Source organism: Lysinibacillus sp. PWR01, assembly GCF_043359455.1.
Lineage (GTDB): Bacteria > Bacillota > Bacilli > Bacillales_A > Planococcaceae > Lysinibacillus > Lysinibacillus fusiformis_F.
This window is the reverse complement of record NZ_JBHERJ010000051.1, coordinates 1-24,954: the sequence shown is the minus strand read 5'-3', so window position 1 is coordinate 24,954 and position 24,954 is coordinate 1. Positions and strand designations below refer to the sequence as shown.

The 24,954-nt window shown below is 35.7% G+C and carries 20 protein-coding genes and 2 pseudogenes; 12 read left to right on the top strand and 10 right to left on the bottom strand.

The window, feature by feature from the left end; genetic code table 11:
* Positions 1-66: 66 nt before the first annotated feature.
* Entirely contained in the window at positions 67-1,485 is a 1,419-nt protein-coding gene (locus tag ACEVFT_RS09785; RefSeq protein WP_393949469.1) for an aminotransferase-like domain-containing protein, read from the bottom strand.
* 113 nt (positions 1,486-1,598) lie between these two features.
* Between ACEVFT_RS09785 and ACEVFT_RS09780 the strand changes: the two genes are divergently transcribed.
* The 3 genes from ACEVFT_RS09780 (at position 1,599) to ACEVFT_RS09770 (ending at position 3,619) form a co-directional block, all read left to right on the top strand.
* Positions 1,599-2,522 (top strand): DMT family transporter, encoded by a 924-nt coding sequence (locus tag ACEVFT_RS09780; RefSeq protein WP_393949468.1) that lies wholly within the window; start codon positions 1,599-1,601, stop codon positions 2,520-2,522.
* 45 nt (positions 2,523-2,567) lie between these two features.
* Positions 2,568-3,221, top strand: a complete 654-nt coding sequence (locus tag ACEVFT_RS09775; protein WP_393949467.1) for an MBL fold metallo-hydrolase — start codon at positions 2,568-2,570, stop codon at positions 3,219-3,221.
* A gap of 188 nt (positions 3,222-3,409) precedes the next feature.
* Positions 3,410-3,619: a hypothetical protein gene (locus ACEVFT_RS09770; protein WP_205442243.1), complete on the top strand. Its 210-nt coding sequence runs from the start codon at positions 3,410-3,412 to the stop codon at positions 3,617-3,619.
* Between the two features lie 445 nt (positions 3,620-4,064).
* On the opposite strand, the gene ACEVFT_RS09765 is transcribed toward ACEVFT_RS09770, so the two are convergent.
* Complete coding sequence (locus ACEVFT_RS09765; RefSeq protein ID WP_393949466.1) at positions 4,065-4,979, bottom strand: EamA family transporter; 915 nt, start codon at positions 4,977-4,979, stop codon at positions 4,065-4,067.
* Positions 4,980-5,617: 638 nt separating this feature from the next.
* On the opposite strand from ACEVFT_RS09765, the gene ACEVFT_RS09760 reads away from it, so the two are divergent.
* Positions 5,618-6,553 carry an EamA family transporter gene (locus ACEVFT_RS09760; protein ID WP_342442937.1) on the top strand — a complete coding sequence of 312 codons (936 nt, stop codon included), beginning with the start codon at positions 5,618-5,620 and terminating at the stop codon, positions 6,551-6,553.
* A 60-nt stretch (positions 6,554-6,613) separates the two neighbouring features.
* On the opposite strand, the pseudogene ACEVFT_RS09755 reads toward ACEVFT_RS09760, so the two are convergent.
* Both ACEVFT_RS09755 and ACEVFT_RS09750 read right to left on the bottom strand, forming a co-directional pair.
* A pseudogene (locus ACEVFT_RS09755) lies at positions 6,614-6,810 on the bottom strand (IS5/IS1182 family transposase); the annotation flags it as partial.
* Between the two features lie 111 nt (positions 6,811-6,921).
* Complete coding sequence (locus ACEVFT_RS09750) at positions 6,922-7,779, bottom strand: PhzF family phenazine biosynthesis protein (RefSeq protein ID WP_393949465.1); 858 nt, start codon at positions 7,777-7,779, stop codon at positions 6,922-6,924.
* A 433-nt stretch (positions 7,780-8,212) separates the two neighbouring features.
* On the opposite strand from ACEVFT_RS09750, the pseudogene ACEVFT_RS09745 reads away from it, so the two are divergent.
* A pseudogene (locus ACEVFT_RS09745) lies at positions 8,213-9,153 on the top strand (alpha/beta fold hydrolase).
* Positions 9,154-9,338: 185 nt separating this feature from the next.
* Here ACEVFT_RS09745 and ACEVFT_RS09740 read toward each other — a convergent pair.
* The 5 genes from ACEVFT_RS09740 to ACEVFT_RS09720 form a co-directional block, all read right to left on the bottom strand.
* On the bottom strand, positions 9,339-9,959 hold the full coding sequence (locus tag ACEVFT_RS09740) for a flavin reductase family protein (RefSeq protein WP_393949462.1): 621 nt from the start codon (positions 9,957-9,959) through the stop codon (positions 9,339-9,341).
* A 673-nt stretch (positions 9,960-10,632) separates the two neighbouring features.
* Positions 10,633-11,421, bottom strand: a complete 789-nt coding sequence (locus ACEVFT_RS09735; protein WP_393949460.1) for an ABC transporter ATP-binding protein — start codon at positions 11,419-11,421, stop codon at positions 10,633-10,635.
* 14 nt (positions 11,422-11,435) lie between these two features.
* Positions 11,436-12,449: a FecCD family ABC transporter permease gene (locus ACEVFT_RS09730; RefSeq protein WP_393949457.1), complete on the bottom strand. Its 1,014-nt coding sequence runs from the start codon at positions 12,447-12,449 to the stop codon at positions 11,436-11,438.
* Positions 12,446-13,450, bottom strand: a complete 1,005-nt coding sequence (locus ACEVFT_RS09725) for a FecCD family ABC transporter permease (RefSeq protein WP_393949455.1) — start codon at positions 13,448-13,450, stop codon at positions 12,446-12,448. The genes ACEVFT_RS09730 and ACEVFT_RS09725 overlap by 4 nt, the downstream gene beginning before the upstream one ends.
* Positions 13,451-13,537: 87 nt before the next feature.
* Complete coding sequence (locus ACEVFT_RS09720) at positions 13,538-14,515, bottom strand: ABC transporter substrate-binding protein (RefSeq protein ID WP_205442251.1); 978 nt, start codon at positions 14,513-14,515, stop codon at positions 13,538-13,540.
* Positions 14,516-14,922: 407 nt separating this feature from the next.
* Here ACEVFT_RS09720 and ACEVFT_RS09715 point away from each other — a divergent pair, with 407 nt between their 5' ends.
* The 6 genes from ACEVFT_RS09715 (at position 14,923) to ACEVFT_RS09690 (ending at position 20,884) form a co-directional block, all read left to right on the top strand.
* The gene (locus ACEVFT_RS09715) at positions 14,923-15,717 is read left to right on the top strand and encodes a nicotianamine synthase family protein (protein WP_393949453.1); all 795 of its coding nucleotides are present in this window, start codon (positions 14,923-14,925) and stop codon (positions 15,715-15,717) included.
* Positions 15,718-15,731: 14 nt separating this feature from the next.
* Positions 15,732-17,039, top strand: a complete 1,308-nt coding sequence (locus ACEVFT_RS09710) for an opine metallophore biosynthesis dehydrogenase (protein WP_393949452.1) — start codon at positions 15,732-15,734, stop codon at positions 17,037-17,039.
* Between the two features lie 349 nt (positions 17,040-17,388).
* A complete protein-coding gene (locus ACEVFT_RS09705) occupies positions 17,389-18,216 on the top strand; it encodes a helix-turn-helix transcriptional regulator (RefSeq protein WP_393949450.1) in 828 nt (275 codons plus the stop codon).
* A gap of 83 nt (positions 18,217-18,299) precedes the next feature.
* Positions 18,300-19,286, top strand: a complete 987-nt coding sequence (locus ACEVFT_RS09700) for an ABC transporter substrate-binding protein (protein ID WP_393949448.1) — start codon at positions 18,300-18,302, stop codon at positions 19,284-19,286.
* Between the two features lie 42 nt (positions 19,287-19,328).
* Positions 19,329-19,667, top strand: coding sequence for a cupin domain-containing protein (locus tag ACEVFT_RS09695; RefSeq protein ID WP_393949447.1), 339 nt, complete (start codon positions 19,329-19,331; stop codon positions 19,665-19,667).
* Between the two features lie 227 nt (positions 19,668-19,894).
* Positions 19,895-20,884 carry an aldo/keto reductase family protein gene (locus tag ACEVFT_RS09690; RefSeq protein ID WP_205442260.1) on the top strand — a complete coding sequence of 330 codons (990 nt, stop codon included), beginning with the start codon at positions 19,895-19,897 and terminating at the stop codon, positions 20,882-20,884.
* A 69-nt stretch (positions 20,885-20,953) separates the two neighbouring features.
* On the opposite strand, the gene ACEVFT_RS09685 is transcribed toward ACEVFT_RS09690, so the two are convergent.
* A complete protein-coding gene (locus tag ACEVFT_RS09685; RefSeq protein WP_393949578.1) occupies positions 20,954-21,853 on the bottom strand; it encodes a LysR family transcriptional regulator in 900 nt (299 codons plus the stop codon).
* A gap of 524 nt (positions 21,854-22,377) precedes the next feature.
* Here ACEVFT_RS09685 and ACEVFT_RS09680 point away from each other — a divergent pair.
* A complete protein-coding gene (locus ACEVFT_RS09680) occupies positions 22,378-24,849 on the top strand; it encodes an S-layer homology domain-containing protein (protein WP_393949443.1) in 2,472 nt (823 codons plus the stop codon).
* The last annotated feature ends 105 nt before the right edge of the window (positions 24,850-24,954 follow it).

The window sequence follows — 24,954 nt, the reverse complement described above, 5'->3', positions numbered from 1 at the left end:
TAATTGAAATGGTTGATAAAGCTGTGAAAACCACCGTTTATAGATGAAATTAAATTGCTAGTCCGATCACTTAGAAACCGATTGCGCCACTGCAACCAACCTTTGTACCCCTTCTCTTAGCTGTTTTTCATTTGCATAAGAATAGCTCAAACGTATCCAGGAAGATAGTTGTTTTAATGGATCACAAATTTGACCTGGCACAAAGGATATCGATTGTTTGATACTTTTGGATAATAATAATTCAGTTGGAAGTTTATCGGGGAGCTGCACCCATAAATTCAGACCGCCTTTTGGGCTGATCCATCGCCAACCTGTTACTGCTAACTCTTCCTCCATGATTTCTTTTCGGATCTGTAAAGCAATCCGAATTTTCTCCAAGTGCTGCTGCAACCTTAGTGAGGAAAAGTAATGGAGAAAAATTTTTTGATTGAGAAGTGGTGAGCCATTATCAGCTAACGATTTTTCTGTTAGTAGTGAGTTCATTAATGATGATGGACAAATAACAGTCGCTATTCTCAAACCAGGAGAGATATATTTGCAAAAACTTCGGATATAAATGACTGTCCCAGCACTATCATATGTGTAAATTGGTGGTGGCGGGGCTTCATCAAAATAGATGTCGTGATAGGCATCGTCTTCTATTAATAAAAATCGATAGTGTTCAGCTAATTCTACTAATCGTTTACGCTGCTCAACAGGAACAGTATAACCTGTTGGGTTATGGAATGTGGGGTTGAGATAAAATAGGCGTGGCTTATATTGCTTAATATAGTATTCAACCTGTTCTAAATCGTAGCCCTCAGGATGGATATCAATCGTTACAATCTGTGCCCCCTGTGCTCTAAAAATATCAATCGCTGCACTATAGCTTGGACGTTCAAATAAAACGACGTCTCTTGGCTTAATAAAAGCTTGAGCGATTAAGTGAATGGCTTGCTGTGAGCCAGACGTTATTAACAGATCATCTGCACTGAGATGAGTTTTATACTGGTTGATAAAATACTGAGTGAGTGTTTCACGCAACTCTAAATCACCTTGTACAGTTGAGTAGGTTGCCAGTACTTTGGGGTGAAGGTCAAACACTTCCTTCACGTAATCTGAAAAATAATGATTAGGCAAAAGATTGGGATCAATCAATGCCTGAGAAAAATGATAGGAAACAGCTGGTTGATGGATTTCGGATAAATGATTTTTTTTTACGTATGCTGAAACAATGGGGTTGTCCTGATCTAGATATTCAAGGTTTTTCGTTACATTTGATTGGACAAAATAGCCTGCTTTATCTTTTACATAAACTTTGTCATGCTGTTTCAGTAATTGATAAGCCTTTAATACCGTTAGTCGATGAACATTCATTTCAGATGCTAATTGCCGAACGGAGGGAAGCTTTTCATGTTCTTTCCATTCTTTACGCTCTATTCGGTGCAGTACATCATCATAGACTTTCTTAAAAAGATAATCTTCATTTTGAATTGCTTTGCCCACATCGATTCCTCCTATTCAAAACGATTGTACCACGAACCTATCTAATCTGTTCTATCCTTTTCAATCTGTTCTGTCCTCCTTCTTTTATGATAGAAAAAGAGGAGGAGTTTTATATGGTAATGATTAATTATTTCTTTATGTGTTTGATTTTTGGGACAACATTTTTAGCGATTAAAATTGGTGTAGATGCAGGAGTGCCTCCGTTTTTATCAGCTGGCCTTCGATTTTTCATTGCTGGCTTGCTATTATTTAGTTTTATGGTTTGGAGAGAAAAAACGACAATCCGGTTATTATTTCGGAAAGAGATGCTTTTTACAGGAGTGGGCTTAACCTTTGGGACGTTTGCCACGTTATACTGGGCAGAACAGTATGTGACATCTGGAATCGCAGCTATCTTATCTGCTACAGGTCCGATGATGATCATAGTTATTCAGACATTCCTTTTGAAGCAAAAAGGAAATCGGAAATCATTCATTGGTTGTGTCGTCGGAGTTATTGGTGTCACGTTCTTGCTCTTACCTAGTTTTTCAATTGAGATTAGTCCCCTCTGGATGGTTGGATGTTTCGCCATTCTATTAGGTGAAGTTTTTTACGCATCTGGAACGATTTATACGAAGCATGTCATCCGAAAATTTGAAACGACATCCCCGATTGCTTTAAATGCAGCACAAATGATGCATGGAGGGATTTTATTAATCATTTTGTCACTTTTTACCGAGAACATTCAGCTTCATTATCTTTTAAGCCCAGCTTCAATTGGCTCTCTTTTTTATTTAATTATTTTTGGTTCAATGATCGGTCATAGTATTTATTATTGGCTTGTTTCACGGACAAATCCTGTTTTTCCTTCTACATGGCTATATATATCACCAGTCATTGCCGTTATATTAGGCGTTACCTTCTATCATGAATATATTTCGTGGCTAACAGGCATAGGTACTCTGATAATTATTGTTGGAACGATTCTAGTCAATTTCGAAACTTTGAGAGAGTTCCTTTGGCGCAAGAGGACTGTTCTTCGTGATGTAAAAAATTAACATATTATTGAATGATAAAATCTACTTATAAAGGGGAAGAAAATTATGAAAGTTTCTAAGGGAGTAGAGATTCTGGAGCTTGATTTTAATGGAGCCATTATTCATCCAACTCTTATATGGGATCAGGAGATGGCTGTTTTAATTGACACTGGATGCTCAGGTCAAATGGAAGACTTATGCATAGCAATGGAGAAGGTAGGCGTGTCGTTGGATCAACTAAAATTTGTGATTTTGACACATCAGGATATAGATCATATAGGCAGCCTCCCAGAGATATTACAAAATTGCGGAAGTAATATAAAAGTTTATGCGCACGAATTAGATAAGCCTTATATTCAGGGAGAATTACCACTTTTGAAAGATGGGCACATAGCGAACCCACCTATGGGGAAAGTGGATGAGACCTTGAAAGACGGTCAAGAATTACCATATTGTGGGGGGATACGAGTTATCCATACGCCAGGACATACGCCTGGCCATATTAGTTTATATTTGAAGCAAAGTAAAACGCTTGTTGCTGGTGATTCAATGTATAGCGTAAACGGAGCACTGGGGGGAATTCATGCTCCAACCACGTTGGATATAGAGGTTGCTCAACAATCTTTAAAGAAATATGTAGACCTAGACATTGAATCTGTGGTTTGTTACCACGGAGGATTATGTAAGGTAGATATTAAAGAGCAGATTCAAAAGCTTTGAATCTTACAAGGTTCCTTGGTATGCCAAGTGCTGGGAGGCTCGCTCGAATCGTAACAGTACTCACAGGTTTGTAAAACATCTGTTTAATTGTTAGCCAGCTCATGTTATAATGAGGCGCTTAAGATCTTTTTTATAACGGATGCCAAGAAAAGCCTCCGCAGAACGATCAAATATGGAGGTGTAAGAGAATGAATAAACGTTGGACGATTGGTGAAATTCAGAAATTTGTTGAGAACAATTCAGAAAGTAAGTTGTTAACGACGGAATATCATGGTTTTTCTCAAAAGTTACTATTTAAATGTGCATGTGGTAGTAACTTTGAAAAAACATTTACGAAATTTAAAAATAAAAATCAACGAAAATGTGATGTATGCCAACCACCAAAAGAGTCACGCTAAACGCATTGCCGATTTTTATTAAAGAGAAATTAAGATTCTTTTGATGCTGCTTTGTACCCTTAAAGCTGTATCAAAAGAATCTTTTTTATTCAAGCAAATCTTTTAATTGTTGACTATCTATGTTCTTAGTTAACCGTAAAATTATGTTAGTAGTCTTCTAAGACAGGAGGAGTCGAATTCCTTGTTTCGATATTATTAATTTATGTCTCTTTATTAGGCTACTCCTTGTTCTAATAACCATTTAAATAATTTTTGCACGAATTTAGAGTCTGTAGTATGACTCCTAGTTCATAGCACGTGCAAGTACTTGTTAAGTAGCAACATAACTCGTCCTATCAAAAATAAAATTTAATAAACAACACTGTATTACTAAATTTTTCAATATAAAATTCTTTTTGAAAACATCAAAAGCCGATTTAGTTTGTAGCAATTTCTAGAAGCCTACCTAAAAATGTGTAGTTTTTTCATGAAAACGAGTTTGTTTCTTCTCTTTTTGTATTATGAACATTTGAGGGAAGAAAACTCCAAATAAAATACAAAGAATCCCAATCCATTGTAAAGGCGATACGACTTCATGGACAAGTGTAATTGAAGCAATAACTGCTGTAGGGAGTTCGACAGCTCCTAAAATTGTACCTAAACCCGTCCCAACCTTTGGTACACCAATTGAAAAACAAATGACTGGTATAACAACACCAAAGAAACCTAAAATTAAAGCATATTTCCATAATCCAGCCTGCAGTGTACCATCAATCAAGTATGTTGGGGGAAAAGTTAAGCAAACAAAAAGGGTTGCACTTGTTGTCATCAGAAAGCTTTTTGAGTAAATTGGAACATCAGTAGATACACGTCCACTTGCAAATATATACATGGAAAAAGTTATAGCTGCTAGTAACCCAAAGATGATTCCTTTTGTTGATAATTCTTGTCCTATTCCATCAAATACACCCCCAGCAAATACCGTTCCTACAAATAAGATGGCAATGGACAATACTTTGTCGCGGCTTGGCAAGGTTTTATTAGCAATTGCTTCCATTAGGACACCCATCCAAGTGAATTGAAATAACAATACAATTGCAATTGATGCAGGTAGTTCTTTTACAGAAAGCCCATAAAAAATACTAGTTAAACTCATTGTTATCCCAACTGCTAACAATGATAATATATTTTTTAAGGATACTTTATGACGAGAAAAGGTAACAACGAGTAATAATAGTCCAAACCAGCCAAATATATATTGTCCACCTAAAAGTTCAGGAAAAGAAAATCCATCTAAAAATCCAATTTTAAGTATGGATGATAGGACCCCATAGCTACAGGCACCCAATAAAACCACTAAAGAAAACTTTAATTTATTCAAAAAATCCCTCCAAAAAATAAAAATCCCGTCGTCTATTTATAGACGACGGGCGAATGAAACAGAGAAAAAACTCTACAAAATTCCGCCACTCACAAATTTGTGTGAGTTTGCGTATCAAATTATAAATATTGTATACAAAAGTTTTCTAGAAATCAACAGCTATTTTTAATACGTGCAAGCTTTAAGTTTAATAATATAACGTTGGTATTTATAAATCGAAAGAAGTAAAACCAATTTAGTTATAAATTCAATAAAGAAGGCAAAGATAATATAAGAATTTCTTAGAAACTCATAAGCATAATATTAAAAATGAACACCCATCTTAACCCTGTATAAAGATATAAATATACAATCCACCTGGGAAATGGCCGTAACTTTTTGTTATTTTGTGATTAACAGGGTTGGATTATTCATGAAATAGAGGATAAAAGCCAAACCCTTGATATATCTGGGTTTGGCTTTTTTGTCATTTTTAAAATTAGACTTTCTTCTACTGGGGAATTCATTATTAACGAAAAAAAGATTGTAAAATAACAATCAGTGATATATATTGGAGATTATGATTTTTTTCGACATCTCAAAATCATAAACAACATTTCATTTATATACAAGTTTTGAGAGGGAAGTGAATAATCAAGATGTATCTTTATCCCCTATTAGTAGTGATTGCAGCTAGTAGTTTTGGTATCGTTTCAACTATTATAAAACTGGCAATGCGTAGTGGTTTTTCTGTCTCCGAGGCCGTTACAAGTCAGTTTTTTATCGGCTTTTGTATAGCAGTATGTATCTTCTTACTTACAAATAGATCGAAATTTAGCTTTAAAGGCGTTAAAATCCTTGTATTTGCAGGCGTTTTAACAGGGTTAACAAATATTTTATATGGTCATTCTTTGAACTTTTTGCCTGCTTCCTTGGCGGTTGTACTACTGTTTCAATTTACATGGATTGGCATGTTGATATCTTGTATCACAAAACGACAATTCCCAAGCAGGATTGAATTCATCTCTTTAATTATATTGGTAGCTGGAACCATACCAGCTGCTGGCATAATTGATGTAGATTTATCTCAAATACCTTTTCAAGGGTGGTTATGGGGGTTGGCGGCTGCTCTTTGTTATTCCTTATTTTTATATGTGAACGGAAAGGCAACTGCAAGTATGACAACTTCTAACCGTTTAGTATTGGTTTCTTTCTTTGCTTTCACGATTACGGCGGTTTTTCAGTCTCCAGAAATTATTTGGAATGGTACTTTGTTTAACGAAGGACTTTGGATTTACGGATTGGCATTAGGGTTATTCGGCATGATTATACCGGTTTTCTTATTCACGATTGCAGTTCCTAAAGTTGGATTAGGTATGTCATCCATATTGAGTGCTGTTGAATTGCCAATAGCGGTGATGGTATCAGTTATCCTACTAAGCGAAACGGTTACAACTTTGCAAATAGCAGGTATCGTAACGATCGTTATCGGTATAAGTTTACCAACATTACTAGAAAAAGATGGATTGTTAAGAAACGTCAAAACTAAATACAAAAAATCCAGTAAAGAAGTAGCAAAAGGATCTTCGATTTGAAGATCCTTCAGAATGAAGACAAACACATTGTTCAATTAAAAAATGTGTTTGTTTTTTTATCTATTTCTCTATTTTTGAATTAAAATACAGAAATAGGCAAAAAATAGAGTCCTTTTGGTCTCTTAATTTCAGGATGTTTGCTAAGTTTTTTATATTTAGACAAGCAAAAGTAAGACCCATTTTCATGTGCATTTTTTCTTTACCAATCATCTTCGAATAGTGAAGACCAGAAATTCTTTAGCTGTTCCAAATAATCGTTAATTTATCATAAAGAACAATAAAAGTTCTATTTAAGACAAAGTATCGAATAATCAGATACTTTGTCTACAGTCTGAGGTTGAGAGATTTTATGCGGTGTTTTTTTATTTTCACTCCATATTTTCTACATTTAAATACTTAGTTTCACAGTAATAGCCTTTGCCGCCAACATAAACTTTTTCTATTTTATGGTTGCTATTGGTTGCTAATTTAACTAATATTTCGGAAGGCGAGTGTAAAGAATAGCCTTGTTCAAATGCATAGACTTCTTTTTGCAAGTTGTGCTGTTCATAAAGGTAGCAAGCTAATGCACCGTTTGAAGTTCCAGTCGCTGCTTCTTCATTGATGTCGTATAGTGGAGCAAAATTTCTGCATATTATTCGATCATCATTAAAAGTATATAGATGCATCCCGACAACATGATAATCCTTGCTGATTTCTTTAATTTTTTCAAAATTAGGTTGCAGTGCATGTAATTGTGTTTCACTTGTTATAGGAATTAAAATATCTTTTAAGCCCGTGGAGACAATTTGAATCGGGTATTTATTGTCTATAGCTTTAATGTCAATACAATCGATAAACTCGTTTGGAGATATAACATCATAAAATTTCGGTTTGTTTTGTTCCATGAATATGATGTCATCTTTTATCGTAATAGTAAGAACACCGCTGTTTGTTTCAATCGTATAGCGATCCTTGAAAAGTTTATTTAAATGCATCAGTATCGTGAAAGAGCCAATTGTGGCATGACCACATAAATCAACTTCCTCTTTTGGTGTAAAATACTCAAATTTATAATCAGCTATTTCAGATTCTGATATAAATGCGGTTTCCGCATAGCCCAGTTGTTTGGCTATTGCCATTTTTTGAGTAGTGGTCAATGTATTCTCAATAAATACTACTCCTGCTTTATTTCCGCCTTTATGATCCTTGCTAAATGCACTTGCAACATAAACGGATATTTTCATAAGACACCATCCTTCCTCATGTATAGAAAATTGTAGCATAGAAAGCATGACGTATAAATGTTGTTGGATAAATTCGCTATAAAGCAAGAGATAAACTATTTTTTAGCATCTGAACTCTCCAAAAGTAGTTTGTCTACAGTCTGAAGGGTCTTCGATTTGAAGATCCTTTTTTTATGTCAATTAAGCAATACCATAACAAAAGGATCATGGGGTCCTTTCTGTAATTGATCATGTCGTATTATTTTTTTTGTTCATACCCCGTTCATATTGTTGTCATAGGTAGTACACCTTCATTGTATAAGCTATCCTTAACGGTTTGCGAAAATAGCCAGGATACACTGATATGGAGAAGAGATAACGAAAGGGAGGTGTGGTACGAGAACAAAGGAGAAGACGGCTATCGCTTGCCGTTCTAAACCCTCGTGCCAATATAATGAAAAAAACGATCACCATTATAAGTAAAATAATAGTGGGTTTAGTTATAGCCATATTACTTTTTTTGCAATTGTCTTTCTTGTTAATATTGTCTGCAGCAAGATGGAGCAAGGAAAACTAGAAACTTATGGTCAGTCTGTAACCGTAGATGGGAAAAAAATGAATGTCTTCATTCAGGGAGAAGGGGAAGAAACCGTCGTCCTCTTACCTGGTTATGGAACAGCGGCACCAGCACTTGATTTTAAATTATTAGTAGATGAATTATCTCCTTTTTACAAGGTTGTTGTTATTGAGCCTTTTGGATATGGATTAAGTGATCTAACTGAAAAAGAACGAAGCACAGAGAATATTGTCAGTGAAATACATGAAGCTTTACAGCGACTTCATATTGAGCGTTATATTCTAATGGGCCACTCCATTTCAGGCCTTTACGGATTGGAGTATGTGAACAAATATCCAAACGAAGTGAGTGCATTTGTCGGGCTCGATAGTAGTGTTCCAACGATAAGCGAGAAAAAGATTGAGTCTTCAATAATAACTACTTTAAAACTACTTAAAAAATCAGGTTTAGCTAGATTGCAAGTGAAGCTAAGTGATGACCCATATGCCGTACTACCATATGAGGAAAAAACAAAAGAACAAATGAAAATTCTTAAGCATAAAAACATGTATAATACTAGCCAATTAAATGAAGCTGAAACGATGTATGCAAATTTTAAAGCAGCTGAAAATTTATCATTTCCCAAAAATATTCCAGTTATTTTCTTTATACAAGCGAATCATCCAGTAACGGATAGGTGGATACCAGAGCATAAAAAACAAATAGAAGATTCTATACATGGAAAAGTGATGACATTTGAAGGGGATCATTATTTATATCGTACTAAAGCAAAAGAAATCGTTGAAAACTTTAGGGAATTTATGAAAGAGGAAAAGTGAATGTACTGAGAAAAATTTTTCATTTCTAAATTGCTTAGTAGTGAAGTATTTTGTGTGTAAGAGCAGCAAGTATATTATTTTGCCCCCAATTATATGCTAGTCTCGAAACAAATAACCAGGCGCTCAAATGAGAACCTGGTCTTTTTTTAACTTTTTGATGTATTTATAAATATAACTATCTATGTCTAGATCTCTGACCGGAAGTTGTTACCAAGCTTGCTACCCAGACCAAAATAATGACGAAAATTATAAATTAGGGGACTCCATTTATTTGGATCAATATGATTTTCTTCTATAATTATATCTTCATGGGCATGTACATGTATCGTTTGTGTTTCGACGATTGCAAAACTAGGCGCATAATCTGGGATACGAATATGTTTTACCTGAGCTTCGATTTGAATTGGACACTCCATAATTCGAGTAGGAATAACCGTTGTAGACCCAATTGGTGTTAAACCACTAATATCAAATTTCTCTTTTCTATATGTAAAGCCAATCTGTTTCTTAAAATCTGGGACTGGATTTTTTCCTGTGTAAGGAGCTAACTGTTCCACGTTCTCCCATAGTGAGGGATCAGGAATATTCAGGACACATTCAGGATGTCGCTCTAAATTTTCAATTGCTTTTCCACCGAGGCCAATACCTAAGACAATACAGTCTCCTAATGCCCAAGAAGAAGATAAAGGGCTAATATTCACAGTTCCATCCTCATTTAATGTACTCAGTAAAATTACAGGAAATCCATAATATAATATTTTAGGATTTATCATTTTTGTATTTGGCATTTGTTTCATTATTTTCATTTTTAGTTCCTCCCGCAAAATGTTTTCACTGTCAGAACCCATTATAAAATATCAACATTTCAACGAACATCGAAGTGTGGAATACAAAAAAGGACCACTACAATTTTAATGTAGTGGTCCCATGTTGTTGCAAAAAGATGATGTCAACGGCAGAAAAGAAACTTTGCAAGGTGAGGGGTTGATTTCCGTTCCGCCAGCGTCCTTTCCAGGGGGCGTTCGATGTGCCGCTTCACTCACTCACGCTCGCTCCACTCCAATCAAGCATTCTGCAAAGTGTATTTACTTTTTTTCATAGTAGCATAGCGGTCAAATCGCCCATTATCTGTATTCTTAGAGGGGATAAACTCTTATTTTCAATGTGGAGAAGTAATGCGTGACAACACCTCTCCATAAAGAGTCTTGAACACCTTCACTTTATTAGAAAACCTTTGCTAAAAAGATAATACTTTTGTGGGTTGGAGTGGAAGGCTACTTGACTCCCGTGGGATAGCGAGACAGGCGAGCCCCTACACGGAGCGGTAGCGGAGGAAGCGGCTCGGCGCTCGCCCACAGGAAAGCAAGTAGCCTACAACGGAAACCATTTTCACCTTTCACAAAAATTCTATTGATGGTTTTGTTTTTCAACAATATGAAGGGACCACTCCAACTTAACAGTAGTGGTCCCTTGTGTTTTTTATCTTAATGATAAGCCGATAGGAATGCAAAGTGGTGTTTGATCTACTGGATTTTCAATAATACAGCAATCTAATCCAAATACATCCTTAATCATGCTCTTGGTAAATACTTTTTCAGGCGGCCCCTCTTGATAAATTTTCCCCTTAACAATGCTAATGAGATGATCCGCATATTGTGCTGCTTGATTTAGATCATGTAAAACCATGACAATTGTTCGTCCGTGAGTAATATTTAAATCACGTAGTAATTCTAGTATCTCAATTTGATGCGCCAAATCTAAATAGGTTGTTGGTTCATCTAATAATAGTAGATCTGTGTCTTGTGCTAAAGCCATTGAAATCCATGCTCTTTGCCTTTGTCCTCCAGATAGCTCATCCAATGTACGATCCACAAAATCAGTCATTTTAGTTGCTAATAATGCGCGGTTTACAATTGCATCATCTTCCAGCGTTTGTCTAGACAATAGACCTTTGTGTGGATGTCTACCATAATAACATAGGTCTTTAACCGTTATATCTTCTGGAGCTTCTGGACCTTGAGGTAAAATAGCCAATTTCTTAGCAACTTCTTTGGACGACTGCTGCTGAATCGCCTTACCATCTAAATAAACCATTCCTTCTTGAGGTGTTAATAATCTAGCTAAGGAACGCAAAATAGTAGATTTTCCACAGCCATTAGCCCCAATAATAACGCTAATCTTACCTTCAGGAACGACTAAATTTATATTATCAAGGATTTGAGATGATCCATAGGAGAGAGAAAGATGCTCTGCTGATAATGTTGTCATAAATGCTCACCTTCTTATGTCTTTTTTCGTTCAGAACGTAATAAATATAAAAAATAGGGTGCACCAATCACTGCTGTAATAATTCCAGCAGGTATTTCTATTGGAGGGAAGAGACCTCTACCCAGGCTATCAGCAACTAATAGAAGAATAGCACCAAAGAGAGCGGAAGCAGGAAGTAGCACTTTAAATTTAGATCCTACAATTCTTCTGGCAATATGAGGAGCGATTAAACCGATAAATCCAATAGAACCCACTGTCGCTACACATACGCCAATTAACACAACTGAAACACCTAGTAAAATATAGCGCAGGAATTTTGAGCGTTCACCGAGACCAGTAGCTATATCATCACCAAGGCTTAGAATATCTAATTTAGAAGTTAATCCAATTAGTAGGGGGATAAGAATGAGGCATGGAAGCAGGATATATACTTGATCCCATCCTCTTGCCCATAGACTGCCCGTCAACCATAAAAGAGTCGCACTTACATCATCTGGAAACTTAATCATAAAATACTCTATCCCTGCTTGACATATTGCACCTAGAGCTATTCCTACTAAAGCGAGTGTATTTGGTTGAGCCCCTTTTTTATAAACAAACAGCATTAGAATGACAGCAATGATAGCTGCTCCTATAAAAGCCGCAAGGGGAAGATAAATAATGGGTGACGCTGGAAATAGAACGATAATGATAACGGCTGCTAATCCGGCTCCTTTCGTAACGCCGATTACATCAGGAGATGCCAATGGGTTACGGAGGATTCCTTGCAAAATCGCTCCAGCGGTTGCTAATCCAGATCCTACGATGATAGCGATTATAATACGAGGAATCCGATAATTGCTTAATATAAATTTTTGACTTGATGTTCCTTCTCCAATTAAATTTTGAATGATTTCTGACGGTGTAATGTAAATGGCTCCTAAGCCTAGACTTATAATAGATAAAATGAGGATGATTATTAAAAGCACTAGAAGAATAAGATTAGGATGAACATTGCGTTGTAGCATAAATTTTTGTTTATTTTTCATTGCTTAATATTCCTTCCTTTCTTTGCTAAATAAAGGAAGAATGGTGCCCCAATAATAGCTGTCACAATACCAACGGGCGATTCAAAAGGATAAGCGATAAATCGAGCGAGAATATCTGCGTAAACTAAAAGTAAAGCTCCAAATAGTGCAGAGAATGGAATGATTCTTTTATAATCTCCTCCCACTAATCTTCTAACAATATGAGGAATAATTAATCCAACAAAGCCTATCGGACCTGCGACCGCTACAGAAGAGCCAGCCAAAATAATGACTAGGATTCCAGCTAGCATACGGATACGATTTACTTGTTGCCCAAGCCCTTGAGCAGTACTTTCTCCTAGGACAAGAATCGAAATAGACCTTGAAAGTAATAAGGCAATGAATAGTCCTGAAATAGACCAGGGAAGAATGATCATAACATGTGTCCATGATTTTCCGTTAATTGATCCTACTAGCCAATACAGAACATCCTTTGCTTGCTCACTAAAAATAATGATTCCTTGTGTTAAAGAGGATAAAAGGAAGTGTACGGCAATTCCAGCTAATGCTAGTTTTACATGTGTCATTCCTCCTCCAGATGCAAAGGAATAGACTGTTATTCCTCCAACTGCTGCCCCGATAAATGCAGAGAAAACGAGAGATGGGGAAGAGAGGGAAGGAAAGAGAGCAAAAGCAGTGACAATAAAGAATGAAGCCCCCGCATTCACACCAAATACTTGAGGGGAGGCTAATGAGTTTCGAGTAATGGCCTGCATAAGAGCACCGGCTACGGCTAAATTTGCACCGACTAATGCTCCGATGATAGCTCGAGGCAATCGAAGGGTTTGTATAATTAACTGTTCCTTTGATGGATTTATCTCGAAAAAAGATTTCAATATCATTACTAGATCAATATCTGCTATCCCTACAGAAACACTAATGATAATTCCTAACATCAATAAAACGATTGCAGTTATTGCTGTACTATATATTTTTACTTTAGCTTTAACTATAGATTCCATTAACTACAACACACTTTCTTACAAAATATAAGATTTACTAGAAAAAGAAGTAAGTAGGGTATCTTACTTACTTCTCTTTTGTTTACTTTATTTTTCATTCAATTTTGCTAACGTGTCTTTAGCAATAGCTTCTGCCGAAATAATTCCTCGGAATCTTGTCCATAAATCTCTATCAACACTATAAATCTGGTCATTTTTTACTGCCTTTAAGTCTTTCCAAAGAGGATTTTCCTTCCACTCATCAGTAAGTAGCTTACCTTCATTATTCGCTAAAAGTAGTACATCTGGATTGATTTCCACAAGTTGTTCCAAACTCATTTCAACATAAGGTTGTTCGTCCTGAATTGCCACCTTCAGACCTAATTGTTCAAGTAATTCTCCATCATAAGAAGAAGTAGTATGCGCTTGAAATGATGTGTCTCGTACAACTGCAGGTAAAACAGTTAGATTTGTATCAAGACTCAGTTTCGAATTAATTTCATTTATGATTTCTTTATGTTCACCTAATCTCTTTTCAGCAGCCTCTTTTTGATCTAATGCTTCGGCAATTATTTTAAAAGAGTCTAAGTTATCCTGATATGTCGATTCGCGACTCTTTAAAACAATTGTAGGAGCAATTTGCTGTAAATCTTTATAAATAGCACTGTGTCGCTCAGCATCTGCAATGATTAAATCCGGTTGTAAAGAGCTAATAACCTCTAAGCTAGGCTGTTCACGAGTTCCTACAGATGTATAGTCTATGTCATGGCCGACTAGCTTTGTGATCATATCTTTTTTATTGTCATCGGCAATACCTATCGGATTGACATCTAATGTATTTAGGGAATCAACAAAAGATAACTCTAAGGTAACAATCTTTTTAGGGGTATTTTTAAGTACGGTTTCTCCCATTTCATGTTTAATTGTTTTACTTTTAGATTCTTTTGCTTCTCCAGTAGTTTGTTCCTTTTTCTCTGTGTCTGTATGATTTTGAGGAGCATTGCATCCAGTTAACACCATCATTATTGCTAATAACAGGATTAGCGATAGCCCACTCAAATTCTTTAATTTAGTAAAACTTAGCATTCTTCTAACCTTCCTTTTCCGTTACTTTAAATGAAAATGATAATCATTAACAGGGATTATCATAGATTGTTCAGTTGGCAGGGTCAATATAATGAAAGTATTGTGAAATAAAAATAATATGAGTAAATCATTCATTTTGAACATTTTGTTCATAGTGGTTTACTAAGTTGCCTATTTAGGTGTTAGATATTCTACCGTAGAAAATCTTCTGAAAGCATTGGTATGAAAAGAAAAGGTGCGTAAAGAAACGAGATAACGATCGTATCTTGTAGATAAATAAATTATTTTACAAGATTCTTCGCTCCGTAGAGATTTTTAATAATTTACATAACCAAGGAAGTGATGAAATAGTATGAAAAGGTTTGGCATATATTGAACTTTAATCCTTAAACATAGGAGTGAGGCAAGTGAAGGATATAGATGATTTTTTTGAGAAATTACTTTACTTTGATAAAAAATTTAAGTTATTTATCCATCAACACAATGATCACCTACTAGTTGATTATTCAGAGTTGTGTGGAATAATCGATAATTATTCATCTTTTATAATAAATCGTGACAATGAAAAACTATGGGATAATTTAGAGCAAACAAGCGAAATTGTATCATTAGTTGAGAATCTAAGAAATAACGCTTCTGTTTGTGTGCAAATCATGGAAAAATATCGAGCTCAACTAGTAACCTGTGAAAAAGAGGAGATCACTGATTATTTTCGAAATATAGAAGATTGCATTGAAAAGGAATTTGGAGGTTTTCAAATTACCAGTCAATCGAAGGTGCTGTTGGTGGGATCTGGCCCTTTTCCTATAACCTTATTAAGAATTGCGGAACGAACAGGCGCAGACGTTTTTGGGATTGATATTGATAATGAAGCGATTCAATTGGGAAAACATGTAGTCAATAATTTAGGAAGTCATTTATCCATTGAAATAGAAAAGAAGACAGTAGGTGAACTTGCAGTGATTAATCAAATTAGCCATATCATATTTAGTTCCACTGTTAGCTGTAAATATGACATATTAGATCAACTATATGATGTCACAAATAAAGATGTGCTGATTGCGATGCGTTATGGAAATGGATTAAAGTCTCTTTTTAATTATCCCATGCAGAGGGTAGACGAAACCAAATGGCATATAATAGAAGAAGTTATGCACCCTCAACGTGTATTTGATGTTATTTTATATCAAAAAGTACTATAGATGAGGAGAGGAATATGGCTTATTTTAACAATGTTTTATTGCTAGGAACAGGGCCAACAGTAATTCAATTAGCTGTGAATTTCAAAAAAATTTTAAACAGTAAGGTAGCTATTGCTGGTCGAGAATCTTTACGCTCCAATCTATTCTTCGAAGCTATCATTCAGCATCACCTGGCACTTAAGGTATCTATACAAAATACACAACATCAGCCTGTAGCGGGAGAATGTACAATTGATACATTTTTTAAGGGTTATGATACAATTTGTGGAAATTGGGATACGGTTATACTTAGTGTTACCACAGATGCATATCTATCTGTACTCGCACAAATCGATACCAAAGTGCTAAAGGAGGCTAGATGTTTTATATTAGTTTCCCCTACATTTGGTTCTAGTCATTTAATAACTAATTTCTTAAAGAATATAGCTCCTCAGGCAGAGGTAATTAGTTTTTCAACCTATTATGGAGATACGAGATGGATAGGTGGAATTCCATCAAATGAGGTATTCACAACAGGTGTGAAGAAAAAAGTATATATTGGTTCAACTTACTCGAAATCAGATAGACTAGAAATTTTAACTGAACTATTTCATCATCTGGGGATTAGTCTGAAAAAGGTAGCATCTCCTCTTGAGGCAGAAACAAGAAATATATCTTTGTACGTGCATCCTCCTTTATTTATGAATGATTTTTCATTACAAGCGATTTTTAATGAAAAGACAATGACAAAGTATGTGTATAAACTCTATCCGGAGGGTCCCATTACTTATACAATGATTCATCAATTATTAAATTATTGGAAAGAAATGATGGCAATCGTCAGTCAATTCGATATTCAATCTCTAAATCTATTGAAGTTTATGGTAGATGATAATTATCCATTGCTGCCAGCAAGTATAGCCAGACAAGACATAGAGAATTTTAATAAGCTTGAGTCCATTCACCAGGAATATCTTCTCTACATTCGCTATGCATCCTTATTAATTGATCCATTTTCTAAGCCAAATCAAGAGGGAAGATATTTTGATTTTTCGGCAGTTCCTATTAGAAAAGTTTTTAAAAATCACGACGGTGAATGGGATATTCCGAGAATGCCAAAAGAGGACTACTATCGTGTAAAAATCATTCAAGGGATTGCTAAGGCCCTGAAGTCAAAGAGTCCAACGCTTGATCATTTTGTACAAACATATGAAGAAAAACTGCTACAAGTAGTAGCTGTATCTGAGGATCAAAGGTTTTCAGAAGCCTTCCAAGTAAAATCCTTTTCACAAGAAATAGAGAGGATTTGCAAGGAATTAAGAGGTCAAAAGATAGAGAAGTGAAAAATGTGAAATGAGTGCGGTTGACTGACCTTTCAGAGAATCTTTTAAAAGGGATTAGTATCCAGCTTTTCACGCGTAGATTAAGAGGCTCTAATTTTAATTGACAATGATAATCGTTATCGATAAGGTGGGGATAGGCGAGAGCCGTCATCCCTACCTTTTCACATTTTTGGTATAAATAGATGAAAACTATAGGTCAATCCAACGACCGAGGACCACGCCTTGAAAATCGATCCTACACTTTAATGTCTTTTGGCTGAAGCAGTAACTTATTGAAAGGTATGTGCTATTTACCGTAGGACAAATCCTGGTATTACAAGCAAACTATTATTGAAATGAGGTATACAAGATGAATATCGACGTAAATCAGCTAGCAGAGCATTTAGCACGCACGCCTTTTCAAGTAGAGGGAATATATCGATATGCTAGAAATACAGGTGTGCCTCACGCTGACCATACAGATTCTTTTCCTGGATTTGTTTTTCCCCTTACAGGAAAAATAGAATTTCAATTTAATGGCACGCCTTATATCTTTTCGCCAGGAAAAGTGGTGCATGGGGGTGCAAAAATGAAACTAAATCAAAAAAATTTTGGAGATACAAATTGGGAATATATTCTTGTCCTGTATAGGATATGGAACACAGAATTAGCAGAGACAAGCTTTTCTCATCAGCATTTTGAATTACCAATAGGACAATCTCCTCGTCTAATCGAATTAATTATGCGTCTATGGCATGTATATAATCAGCGTGGAGGCATTTCAAAGTTTCAGACAGAAATGCTATTTCGCGATGTACTCAATGAAGCCTTATTATGTGTTGTTAATAGGCAAAATAGCTGTGAATCCCACACTCTATTCGAACAGGTAACTACTTATATTCATGAAAACTATTATCAAAGCCTTTCCATTAACTCGCTTGCCGAACAATATAACGTTAATCGAAATCGACTATCTTATATATTTCGAAAACATGCAGGGATGGGACCAGCAGAATATTTATTAAACTATCGAATAAACAGGGCGCAAAAAATACTGTTTACAAGTGATGTGCCTGTACAACAAATTGCGGAAACGGTTGGAATTGCTGACCCTTTTTATTTTAGTAGAGTATTTAAGAAGCAAGTTGGTATCTCTCCCACTGAATATCGAGAAAAATTCATCAATAATCCATGCTAAGTTCAACAAGCATCCATTCTCCTCCAAAAATGACTTTACTATACTAAGGATATATCAGAGATCATATGTTGGAGGAATTTCGGATGCAAAAGATAAAAGGACTGTTATTTTCAATGCTAGTACTAGCAGTTATATTGGGAGGTTGTAATAAATCGCCTGCTGAAAATAAGGAGTTAACTACAGAAGACACATCTTCATCATCAGTTAGTATAGAAGCAACAGATTGGCCGAGAACCATTAAGGATGCCTTAGGGAAAGAATTTGTGATCGAGAAAAAACCAGAAAAAGTGGCTTCTTTATGGTATTTTTACCCTGAAATTTTAGTTGCATTAGGTGAGCCTCCTGCAGCTTCTACTGATAAAGACTATCTATCTTCTTTGTCTTATTTAAAAGGGAAGCTAGATTCAACAGAAGAATTAGGTGATAAATTGTCTCCTAGTATTGAAAAAACCCTATCGATTGGCCCTGATTATATTTTAGCAACAGAACATCACGAAAAGTTGTATGAATCACTAGAAAAAATCGCCCCAGTCATTACGTTGAAATCTCAGGACATCTACGAAGACTGGCAATATGGACTTCGTACAGTAGCCGAGATTATCGGAAAAGACGATGAGGCGGAAAAAGTAATTGATAAAATGATGAAAGATATCTCAACAGGACGTGAAGCATTAAAGTCCATTCAAGGAGAGTCTGTTGCCCTTATTTTGTCTTGGGATGGAAAAACTTTTAATGTTCTTGGTGAAGAGAACCCTGTTTATACACTTGCTTTTGATAAAGAAAAGGGCTTGGGTCTAACACCAGATGATACATTTAAGGGGAATAATAATCAATTCGCTGCATTTGAAGGAATCTCAACTATTCAAGCAGACCATATTTTCCTTATCGGTGACATTACAAAAAAGGAAACTTTAATGAGTGAGTTGAATCAAAGCAATGTCTGGAATAATATGAATGCCGTAAAAAAAGGTAATATTCATTTGATGGATACTTCCGCTATTACAGGAGGTCCATTAGCTATCGAATACGCTTTGCAAAATATAACAGAAGCCTTGCAAAAGGACGAATAATAGGAAGCACCTTTTCCAAAAAGTAAATAAGGAGAGATGAATATGCAAGATCAAGTTATCAATATAAGTGTGGAACTATCTGAATTAAAAGAGCTTTGGTCACCGAAAGTCCTTGGTGAAATACACGATTTTCAATTCAAAGTGGTTAAGATTGCTGGTGACTTTATTTGGCATGAGCATCAAGGTGCTGATAAGGTATTTATTGTGCTCGAAGGAGAGATGTTCATTGCTTTTCGCGATGGCCAGGTGAAAATATCCAAAGGGGAGATGTTTATTGTGCCTGGAGGAGCTGAACACATGCCTTTTGCAGAAAAGGAATGCCATATTATGCTGGTAGAGCCTAAAGTTGCAGTAAATACAATCGATATTGAGGCTGAATAACCAACAGTAAATACTACTGAGCTTATAAAATGGAGGAGACCGTTTATATTATTTAAACGGTCTCCTTCAGCCTCTTAGAGAGAACGTATAGCTAGTGCACATGATAACCGTCATCATACTGTATCCTTATATATTTTTTTTATATTAATTCATTACGAATAATATATTATTCATATGAAAACAGGATCTTTATAATAAAGATATCACGTATAAAAGGAGGATCTACAATGGAGTTTAGTAAACTTGGCAATAGTGGTTTATCAGTTAGCAAGATTGCCTATGGAAACTGGATAAATCATGGTGGTAAAGTAGATGAGGATACTGCAAATGCATGTGTTCATGCAGCACTGGATGTCGGTATCACAACATTCGATACGGCTGATGTTTATTCTGACACGAAAGCTGAAGAAATACTTGGTCGATCTTTACAAGGTATACGACGTGAGAGCATTGAGCTATGTACAAAAGTGTGCCATCCGACTGGGAAGGGGCAAAACGATAAGGGATTATCACGAAAACATATTCTAGAAAACTGTCATGCCTCTTTGCGACGGTTACAGACCGATTATATTGATGTTTATTATGCACACAGATTTGACCCAACGACTCCTCTTGAAGAAACGATGTTAGCTTTCGCAGACCTTGTAAGACAAGGAAAGGTGCTATACATTGGCGTAAGTGAATGGACAGCAGAACAAATCACTCGTGGTGCAGCACTTGCACGACAATTAAATATTCCGTTCATCGCTAGCCAACCCCAGTATTCTATGCTGTGGAGAGTTATCGAAACGGATGTGATCCCAACCTGTCAACGGGAGGGACTTGGGCAAGTAGTATGGTCGCCTTTAGCACAAGGTGTACTTACCGGGAAATATCTACCACAAAAACCAGTGCCAACTCAATCCCGTGCCAATTCTGCTGCAGGCAAACCATTTTTTGATAAACTCGCACAACGTTGGATGGATGACAATGTGCTCTCTGCTATACAGAAGCTCAAACCCATTGCACAAGAGATTGATCTTTCGCTTGCTCAACTTTCATTGGCGTGGGTACTACAAAACCAACAAGTCTCTTCAGCTATTATAGGTGCTTCAAGCCCAGAACAGGTAAGAGAGAATGCATTAGCTTCTGGTGTCAAACTGGAACCTGCAATAATGAATCAGATTGACGAAGTATTAGAAGGTCTTATAGAATACGATCCGAGTAAAACAGGTTAAGCTTTGCAAGTGACTTATCTAGAAATATATATAACTGCTATTTTTCCCCATCCTATTTAGGGTGGGTTTTTATTTTTGGTAGTGAAGTTGAGAAAAGGAATAAACCTCTCTAACGGCTGTTAAGAAATGAGCTATTGCTGGAGATATTTCATTTTGTCTCCATCCTACATATAAATTTACTGTTGGTGTAGTCTCTTTGATTTTTTTATAGATAACGCCAGGACGTTGATAACTTTCCACCGATGAAGGTACAACAGAAATGCCCATTCCTGTAGCTACTAAATTAACAATCGTTTGCATTTGAACAGCTTCTTGAACAACATTCAAACTTACCCCATGATCCCAAAAATAACTAATAATTAAATCATAAAAATTGGGTCCTAAATGACGCGGAAACATAATGAATGGTTCTTCCTTTATTAATTGAAGTGAAATTTCGGGCAATGTGGCCAAAGGATGATCTTGATGTAAAACCAATCTTAAGGATTCTTCAGAACAAACTTCAGAAGCTAATATCTCGTTGTTTTGCTCAGAACGAATAAATCCAATATGAATTTGTTTCTCATAAAGTGCTTTCAATTGCTGCTCTGTTGTCATTTCACGTAATGTAAGGTGGATTTTAGGAAAGCGTTCTCTAAATTTATTAAGAACTTCTATAACAATTTCTGTAGAATCGACAAAACCGATTATTAAGCACCCTATTTTCCCTTCAGCTGCAAGTTGTGTTTCTTTTATCGCTTTATCTAATTGAAAAAGTGTTTGTTTAGCTCCTTGTAAAAAAATTTCCCCAGCGTCTGTTAGTTCAACCATTCTTTTTGTTCGATGAAAAAGTTGAACACCCAATTCTTCTTCTAATTTACGAATTTCTTGGCTTAGGGGAGGCTGTGCCATTCTAAGACGCTCTGCTGCTCGACTAAAATTCAATTCCTCTGCCACCATTATGAAATAGCGCATTTTTCTAATATCTATTTTTATCCACCCCTTCTACTAATAGCAATCAAATCCATTTAGCAAGTTAGTGTTTAGGGCACGTAACGATCACAATGCCTAAAGTTAATTTTACCAATTAACTCACATTATCGCTTTAATTTTGTGTCCTCTATTATATCAAGAAAGTAATATAACACATTCAAGTGAAAAGTATGTTTCAGTAAAATTCCATAAATAAGATGCATTTTATCACCATTTCAACTGTTTTTTCTATATTATAGAAATTTTCTATGAAAAGATTACCTATATAACCAATACTGTATTAAAATTACCTTATTTTTAGCGTTTATTTATTGGTAATCTAGTTATATTATTGTCTTGTAAAGCAAATTACAGTTTCATTGGGATATTTAATCTTGGAAAATTTAGAAGTTTGCTTTCCCTATAATTGGTTGTAATTATTATTTGCGAGAACAATTTATACATATTTTAAAAATTAAATAATGCGATAATATTGTTCTCACAGAATAATATAATTTATTAAAATTCTGGAGGAATATAAAATGACAAAACAAAACAAAGGTCGTAAATTTTTCGCAACTACTGCTACAGCAGCACTTGTAGCATCAGCAATCGTACCGGTAGCATCAGCTGCTGAATTTCAAGATGCAGCTAGCATTTCATCTTGGGCAAAAGAAGCTGTACAATTTTTAACTGACAAAGGCTTCATCCAAGGCGATGAAAAAGGAAACTTCAACCCAGCTGGTACACTTACACGTGCAGAAGCTGCTGAAATTTTATCAAAAGCATTAGATTTAAAAGCTACTGGCACAGAAGATTTTTCTGATGTTAATGAAAATGACTGGTTCTACAACGCAGTACTTGCAACTTCACCAGAATTATTTGATGGTATGGGCAATGGTAAATTTGAGCCTAAAGCTCAATTAACAAGAGAACAAGCTGCGAAAGTTATCGTTCAAGGCTACCAATTAACAGGTAAAGCAGATCTTAGCCAATTTGCAGATGCTTCTAAAGCTTCTAAATGGGCTGTATCTTACTTAGAAACAGCTGTAGAAAATGGCGTAATCAATGGTAAAGGTTCATTATTAGCACCACAGGATAAAATTAGCCGTGAAGAATTCGCTACAATGGTAAAACGTACGATTGATGCAGTTCAAGAAGTAACACCAGCTGTAGAAGCTGTAAAAGGGCTTAATGCAAAGGAACTTGAAGTGAAGTTCAACACAGCTGTTGATGCAAAAGATGCTGCAATCACAACGAAATATGCTGTTGAAGGTGTAGCAATCACAAACGCAGTAGTATCTGAAGACGGAATGACTGTTACGTTAACAACTGATAAAGAAGTAAAATTAACAAATGGTAAAGTAACTGTAAAACCAATTAAAACAAAAGCAGATGCTAAAGTTCTAACTGAAGAGTTCAACAAATTAATCACATTTGCAGATACAACGCCTGTTAGCGTGAATACTGTAGAAGCAAAAGGCACTACAGCAGTGATCACTTTCGATGAGCCTGTACAAAGTGAAGGAACAATCAGCTTAAATGGTACTGAACTTTCAAAAGATCGCTATACTTTATCTGGTAAGAAATTAACAATTACTGGATTAACAGCTGAACAATCTTACAAAGTAGACATTGTTGGTGCAACTGACTTCGCTAATAATATCGCAAATCCTATCGCAGTAAACTTCACAGTTTTGAAAGCAGACGTTGATAATTCAAAACCAACTGTTTCTACAGCTGTGAATGGTACAGAAATTACGTTTGATTTCTCTGAAGAATTAATGAAACAAAATCTTAATGCAGATGCTGAAACGAAAGAATATGCAAAAGTAACAGTAGGATCAACTGTATTCTATTTAACAGATGCTGATATTAAAGATACAGAGGATAAAACTGTTTTCACTATTGATGCTAAATCTGCTTTAGGTACAGCTACATTCATTAATACAAACATTAAAGTAGAAGGACAAAAAGATTTAGCTGGTAATGCAGGTGATGCATTTGAGTTCAATGCTATCCTTTCAAAAGATTTAACGCCTGCTACACTTGTATCTGCAGCTACAAAAATGTTAGTAGCTGACGATGTGAATGCTACTACTGATGTTGATGCTCTATACCTTACTTTTAGTGAACCAGTAAAAGTAGAAGGAACATTAACAGTTAAAACGCAAAATGGTATTGCTTACACTACTGGAAAAGAAACAGCAGTAAAAGCAGATGCTGGTTTCGATGTAGATGGTAACGGTAAAATTGAAGGTGCAGAGAAAAACACTGTAAAAGTTGACATTGATTTAGATAGCAATTCATCTTATACATTCGAATTATCTGCTAAAGCAGTGACAGATTTAGCTGGCAACGTAACTGCTGATACAGTGACATTCAATGTAACAACAGGCGTGTTTGAAGCTACACCAGAAACACCTACAGATTCATTAGTATTTCGAGCTACTCCAGTTGTTGTAACAGATAACAATGTATTCACTGTTGAATATGCTGCAGATGTAACGGCAACAGCAACAACTGCTGCTAACTACAAACTAGGAGGAAAAGAGCTTCCTGCTGGTACGCAACTTCAATTTGTAGATGGTACTAAAAAAGTAAGATTCACTTTACCTGAAGGTTCTATCACAGCTAATGGTAATTATGTACTTGAAGCTAGCAATGTAGTAGATACAAAAGGTAACACTCTTAAAGGTGGAAAAGTTTCAACGCAAGTAACACTTAAAGAAAATATTGTACCTGTTGCTACTAAAGTAACTGCAGTAGATAGCAAAACATTTACAGTAGACTTCTCTGAAAACATTGCTGACCAAGCTGCACCAACAGGTGTAACTGTTAAAATTGCAGGCTCAACTGTAGAACTTGCTTCTGCTACAGTAGCTGGTGGTAAACTTACAGTAACAACTAAAGCTGACTATGCATTAACAGACAGCATTGTAGTTGAATTCAAATCAACAAACCTAGTTGATGCTAATAACAATAAAGTAAAAGACGGTTCTATTGCAAAATAATTAAATCGTTCATTGAAAAGCCCTGTGGAGAGGTCTCTACAGGGCTTTTTTTATGTTTAAATAAGATCATGCTAATAAGAGAGAAAGACCTCTAGGCAAGGCGAG

What these genes read in the sequence shown, in the direction of transcription:
- ACEVFT_RS09780 (WP_393949468.1), top strand. Translation starts at nt 1,599, where the DNA reads ATGGTAATGATTAATTATTTCTTTATGTGTTTGATTTTTGGGACAACA.
- ACEVFT_RS09775 (WP_393949467.1), top strand. Translation starts at nt 2,568, where the DNA reads ATGAAAGTTTCTAAGGGAGTAGAGATTCTGGAGCTTGATTTTAATGGA.
- ACEVFT_RS09770 (WP_205442243.1), top strand. Translation starts at nt 3,410, where the DNA reads ATGAATAAACGTTGGACGATTGGTGAAATTCAGAAATTTGTTGAGAAC.
- ACEVFT_RS09760 (WP_342442937.1), top strand. Translation starts at nt 5,618, where the DNA reads ATGTATCTTTATCCCCTATTAGTAGTGATTGCAGCTAGTAGTTTTGGT.
- ACEVFT_RS09750 (WP_393949465.1), bottom strand. Translation starts at nt 7,779, where the DNA reads ATGAAAATATCCGTTTATGTTGCAAGTGCATTTAGCAAGGATCATAAA.
- ACEVFT_RS09740 (WP_393949462.1), bottom strand. Translation starts at nt 9,959, where the DNA reads ATGAAAATAATGAAACAAATGCCAAATACAAAAATGATAAATCCTAAA.
- ACEVFT_RS09735 (WP_393949460.1), bottom strand. Translation starts at nt 11,421, where the DNA reads ATGACAACATTATCAGCAGAGCATCTTTCTCTCTCCTATGGATCATCT.
- ACEVFT_RS09730 (WP_393949457.1), bottom strand. Translation starts at nt 12,449, where the DNA reads ATGAAAAATAAACAAAAATTTATGCTACAACGCAATGTTCATCCTAAT.
- ACEVFT_RS09725 (WP_393949455.1), bottom strand. Translation starts at nt 13,450, where the DNA reads ATGGAATCTATAGTTAAAGCTAAAGTAAAAATATATAGTACAGCAATA.
- ACEVFT_RS09720 (WP_205442251.1), bottom strand. Translation starts at nt 14,515, where the DNA reads ATGCTAAGTTTTACTAAATTAAAGAATTTGAGTGGGCTATCGCTAATC.
- ACEVFT_RS09710 (WP_393949452.1), top strand. Translation starts at nt 15,732, where the DNA reads ATGGCTTATTTTAACAATGTTTTATTGCTAGGAACAGGGCCAACAGTA.
- ACEVFT_RS09705 (WP_393949450.1), top strand. Translation starts at nt 17,389, where the DNA reads ATGAATATCGACGTAAATCAGCTAGCAGAGCATTTAGCACGCACGCCT.
- ACEVFT_RS09700 (WP_393949448.1), top strand. Translation starts at nt 18,300, where the DNA reads ATGCAAAAGATAAAAGGACTGTTATTTTCAATGCTAGTACTAGCAGTT.
- ACEVFT_RS09695 (WP_393949447.1), top strand. Translation starts at nt 19,329, where the DNA reads ATGCAAGATCAAGTTATCAATATAAGTGTGGAACTATCTGAATTAAAA.
- ACEVFT_RS09690 (WP_205442260.1), top strand. Translation starts at nt 19,895, where the DNA reads ATGGAGTTTAGTAAACTTGGCAATAGTGGTTTATCAGTTAGCAAGATT.
- ACEVFT_RS09680 (WP_393949443.1), top strand. Translation starts at nt 22,378, where the DNA reads ATGACAAAACAAAACAAAGGTCGTAAATTTTTCGCAACTACTGCTACA.